Source organism: Paenibacillus sp. TAF43_2 (genome assembly GCF_052113545.1).
GTDB lineage: Bacteria > Bacillota > Bacilli > Paenibacillales > Paenibacillaceae > Pristimantibacillus.
On the sequence record NZ_JBFRDK010000296.1, the window covers coordinates 1 to 4,438 of the forward strand.

Genomic DNA, 4,438 nt, shown 5'->3' on the forward strand with positions numbered 1-4,438 from the left:
CCGTGCGACTTGCCTTTCCCAAAGTTGGTTCCTCCACATTCGGGACAAACTTCTTCTTTTTTCATCTCGAACCTCTCCCTTTGAAATTAACCTTTTCTTGCCTTTCTAATCAAACTAATCACAACAAAACGGATACTTACTATCCTTATACTTATACGTCAGGTACTCCTGTACTTTACCTCTTCAAAAAAGAAAATTAAACTTATAGCAGCCTACTAATCGGCAATATGGCATGATGCAAATGTCCTGCTAAATGGTATTTGTATTTACGGACTTCTAACGAAGATACTTCAGTCGAAAAAGAGACACCAGTTAATTACCACAATTCTTGCCCATCTAATTGATATCCAATATAGCACGGTTCACTACTTGAATTTTAGTTGCATTTTCTGATGGAATTACTTCATAAGGATTGTCTTTCGGTTCTTTTGGTTTTCTCGAAAACAAGCTCATTATGTGCACACTCCTTACTTAATTAATGAAGCCTTACTCAGTGGAATCTAAGTCATACTGCGTTCGATTGTTAGTATCTGTCGATTGTCAGTCCAAACATGACCACGTTTGAAATCTGGTTTCATTTCAAGTGCTTCTTCTCTTTCAGCATCTTCAATAAATTTCACAATTGGCGCCCCTTTCTGATGATAAAACTATTCTTTCGTTGCCTATGTAATATCATATATCTCTTTCAGCTGTTCCGATGAAAGTGTTGAAAAATCCGTTCCAGAAAGTTTTTTTATTATATTACCTCTCCAAATTTCCTCTCTTATTTCAGAGGTATCTGGCGATAGTGAAGTTTTATTCCAACTGCCACCCGTTACTCTCCCATTCTCATCATACATTAAGTCTCCATACTCTGTACGTATCTTCCCTTTGGGAGTTATTTTCTTTACTTTGGTGATTGTGTATGAAGCCGTCCTATGGCCTCCTATGACTACAACATCGTCACCTTCACTCAAGTTCCTCAGCCACTCTTTAAATGTATTTACATCATTCTAAACATTTCTCCTCCCCATAAAACAACCATTTAACTATACCTTCCTATCTTCCTAAAAATTAAATGATTTAATAATAATTTGTCGCAAACTATGTCGAATCAAAATGAATCAATAAAAGACTCCCCTCAGTCAAGGAAAGCCAGCTACATATAGTTTTCACAATCACAATTCGACTCACCAAACTCACAAACTGGTCACAAGATTAGGGAAAAAACTAGTTATTTAAAAAAGTTTATACTTAATATTCATTAAAGATAATAATCATGAAAAACCAAATGAAAGCTTGTTATGATTGGGCTTTTTTTTGTTTTTCAAGGGTTTTGGACCCCCTTCTTTTACATAAAGTAAAAAGCAAGGCATTGCAACATCAGTATATGCAAAAGTAAGTTGGCATTATCGGATGCTCCTGCATTCTTCTGAAAAATGCTAGGCTCTAATTATGCTGCTCCAATGATAAATCCCTTCGCTCTTCATCTTGTATGGTTCTACTTCCTCTCTCTAGTCTACTACCCATAGAAATTGCATTATCGTATGTCGCCATATTTAAAAGATATTTCTCACCTCAGGCAGATGTCCAAGCGGGCAGGTTAATGCCTGCATTAGATAGTTAGAAATTATAATTAGGAGGGATTTAGATATGGGTTGTAATAATTCTGCAACTGCTTTAACTTGTTGTGCYGATAAAAACTTTGTGCAAGATAAAGTATGTACACCATGGAGTGGCACCGTTGTCGCTGCTGATGTCCTAGTTGTCGTCTTCACAAATAACATTAACCAAAATATTGTGGGTACCGGATATTTGCAATATGACATCGGTCCAGCTGCTATCACATTTGATTTTCTTGACAGCACAGGAACTCCGATTAATGCTGCTCCTTTTTCACTCTCTCCAGGAACTAGTCTTGCTTTTACGTATAGGCGCTTTAGTGCCATTCAAATAACGCTTCCCGCAGCATCACCAGGTACTTATCAAGGTGAATTCTGCATAACTACCCGTTACCCTGTCCAATAAAATAAACGAGTGGAGGGATAAAGGAATATGTGTGAAACAAATTCTACACTTAGTTGCTGCTCAGAAAAAATCATTGTGCAAGATAAAGTGTGCTTGAATTGGCAGTTGGCTGCAGCTGGTACCCAAACTTTATATACGGACAACATTTCGCAAATCATTACCGGTACAGGGTATGTTTCGTACGAAACCGGTACAGCACCATTAACAGTAAACTTCTTCAGAACAGGAATCGTAGCAGCTATTCAAACCATAGTTATTCCTGTTGGAGGCAGTGCATCATTTACGGTAGCACGATTTAATACCATTTCCTTAACTACGACGGCAGCAGCACAAGGGGAGTTTTGTATTACTGTCCGTTATAGTCTTTAATCTTATAACTTAATAATAAAGGGTGGTTCTTCATTTATTGAAGAACCACCCTTTATTATTGTTCATTTAATGGAATGGGGTTTGAATGCAGACCAATCGTAGTTGAAATTACATATTTTCCTTCAATATAAAGTAACTCATTACCTTTTGCAGAAACCTTTACAGATTTAATGCCTTCACCAATAAAATTAACTGTATTACCAGGTGGTACAATCATTAGTTTAGTTTCTGTACCAACAATTTCTACTTCCAAAGGATCTGTGCTCGATGGACTCGAGTATATAGTAATTTGCGCCAACTTAACTTTTGCTTCAATATCTGTTTCCCATATTTGAAGTCCCGTTAGATTACCTTGAAGTAATATATTTCCACAGCATTCTTTTTCGACCAGCATAGTCGCAGGATCAACGCAAGGTGAATCCGGGCAAGGACACGGCCTAGGCCTTGGACATGGTCTCGGTCTTGGCCTGTGACATCGCTTAGGAGGACACGGAAATATCGGGAAACATCTCTTCCTTCGGGCTCTTTTTTTACAGCATTTTTTCTTTATTATATATTTTGATTTTTGCTTATTTATTTGAATAAAAGAGGGTTTCACCATGAGAACATTCATTGATTCAAATAAGGGCTTTGTCTTTGAACAGAATCTCCTTTTCAGCATATTCCCCCCTCTTTCAAAAAAAGCATATTCCAATTCATACTTATATTAAATGTATCTTTCCGGCACATGGTTATACATTATCTGAATTTATTCCAAAAGAAGTCATATGCCTAGTAGATTTAACCTCCATTAACGAAACGAAATGCATGATTGATTATTACGTAAGTTCATGCATGGACCAAACTACACCATTTGTAGATCCGCCACCTATATTAAGCGAGATTGTCAGACCGTTCGCATTATAGTAAAGCCCAACAACATCACCAGCAGTGAGCGTAACCTCACCTGCCAAGGTTACTGTTCCGTTACCGAGTACAGCTCTTAAGGTTAGAAGCAATGCAATATTAACATTTAAAATAGGTAATAATCCCGTAACAAGACTTGTTGTTGTAGGCGCTGTTCTTTGAACTAGAAAAAAGGGGTTTATTCCAGCTCCGAGGCTTATGCCAATAGCTGCAGTGGTTATATAATTTACTGTTGCTAAAATAGAATATCTACCAGTGACCGGTATCGTGTAATTGCCTGTTGCGGCATTGAAATTCGCATTTCCATAATAAGGATTCGCTACAGACCAGTTAATAAGCTGACCCGTTGCTGATAAAGTAAGAGAAGATAAAAATGCTGAAAATCCTTCAGCAGCAAAGTTCGGACCAGTGGCTCCTGTAGCGCCGGTTGCTCCTGTTGCACCCGTTACTCCTACTCCCGTCGCTCCTGTAGCGCCGGTTGCCCCTGTTGCACCTGTCACTCCTACCCCCGTCGCTCCTGTAGCGCCGGTTGCCCCTGTTGCACCTGTCACTCCTACCCCTGTCGCTCCTGTAGCGCCGGTTGCCCCTGTTGCACCTGTCACTCCCACTCCCGTCGCTCCTGTAGCGCCGGTTGCCCCGGTTGCTCCGGTCACTCCTACTCCCGTAGCTCCTGTCGTGCCAGTCGCCCCAGTTGCTCCGGTCACTCCTACTCCCGTAGCTCCTGTAGCGCCGGTTGCTCCTGTTGCACCCGTTACTCCTACTCCCGTCGCTCCTGTAGCGCCGGTTGCTCCTGTTGYACCCGTTACTCCCACTCCCGTCGCTCCTGTAGCGCCGGTGGCCCCTGTTGCTCCKGTCACTCCCACTCCCGTCGCCCCTGTTATTCCCGTTGCTCCCGTCGCTCCTGTCGCGCCGGTTGCCCCGGTTGCCCCGGTTGCCCCTGTTGCTCCGGTCACTCCTACTCCCGTAGCTCCTGTCGTGCCGGTTGCACCTGTTGCTCCGGTCACTCCTACTCCCGTAGCTCCTGTCGTGCCGGTTGCACCTGTTGCTCCTGTCACTCCCACTCCCGTCGCTCCTGTAGCGCCGGTTGCACCTGTTGCTCCGGTCACTCCTACTCCCGTCGCTCCTGTAGCGCCGGTTGCCCCGGTTGCACCTGTTG

General features: G+C 42.2%; 5 protein-coding genes and 1 pseudogene. 3 read left to right on the forward strand and 3 right to left on the reverse strand.

Translation table 11 applies throughout. The annotated features are described in order from the left end of the window. On the forward strand, nt 1-200 hold a 200-nt coding region (locus AB4Z17_RS32320; protein ID WP_441964426.1), incomplete at its 5' end, for a hypothetical protein. Between the two features lie 462 nt (nt 201-662). Here AB4Z17_RS32320 and AB4Z17_RS32325 read toward each other — a convergent pair. Then, complete coding sequence (locus AB4Z17_RS32325; RefSeq protein WP_441964428.1) at nt 663-956, reverse strand: hypothetical protein; 294 nt, start codon at nt 954-956, stop codon at nt 663-665. Nucleotides 957-1,632: 676 nt separating this feature from the next. Here AB4Z17_RS32325 and AB4Z17_RS32330 point away from each other — a divergent pair. Continuing rightward, on the forward strand, nt 1,633-2,007 hold the full coding sequence (locus tag AB4Z17_RS32330) for a DUF3992 domain-containing protein (RefSeq protein ID WP_441909147.1): 375 nt from the start codon (nt 1,633-1,635) through the stop codon (nt 2,005-2,007). A gap of 27 nt (nt 2,008-2,034) precedes the next feature. Continuing rightward, a complete protein-coding gene (locus AB4Z17_RS32335) occupies nt 2,035-2,376 on the forward strand; it encodes a DUF3992 domain-containing protein (protein WP_441909146.1) in 342 nt (113 codons plus the stop codon). Between the two features lie 55 nt (nt 2,377-2,431). Here the strand turns inward: AB4Z17_RS32335 and AB4Z17_RS32340 are convergent, their stop codons facing one another. Further along, on the reverse strand, nt 2,432-2,770 hold the full coding sequence (locus tag AB4Z17_RS32340) for an S-Ena type endospore appendage (RefSeq protein WP_441909144.1): 339 nt from the start codon (nt 2,768-2,770) through the stop codon (nt 2,432-2,434). Between the two features lie 424 nt (nt 2,771-3,194). Next, a pseudogene (locus AB4Z17_RS32345) lies at nt 3,195-4,438 on the reverse strand (collagen-like protein); the annotation flags it as partial.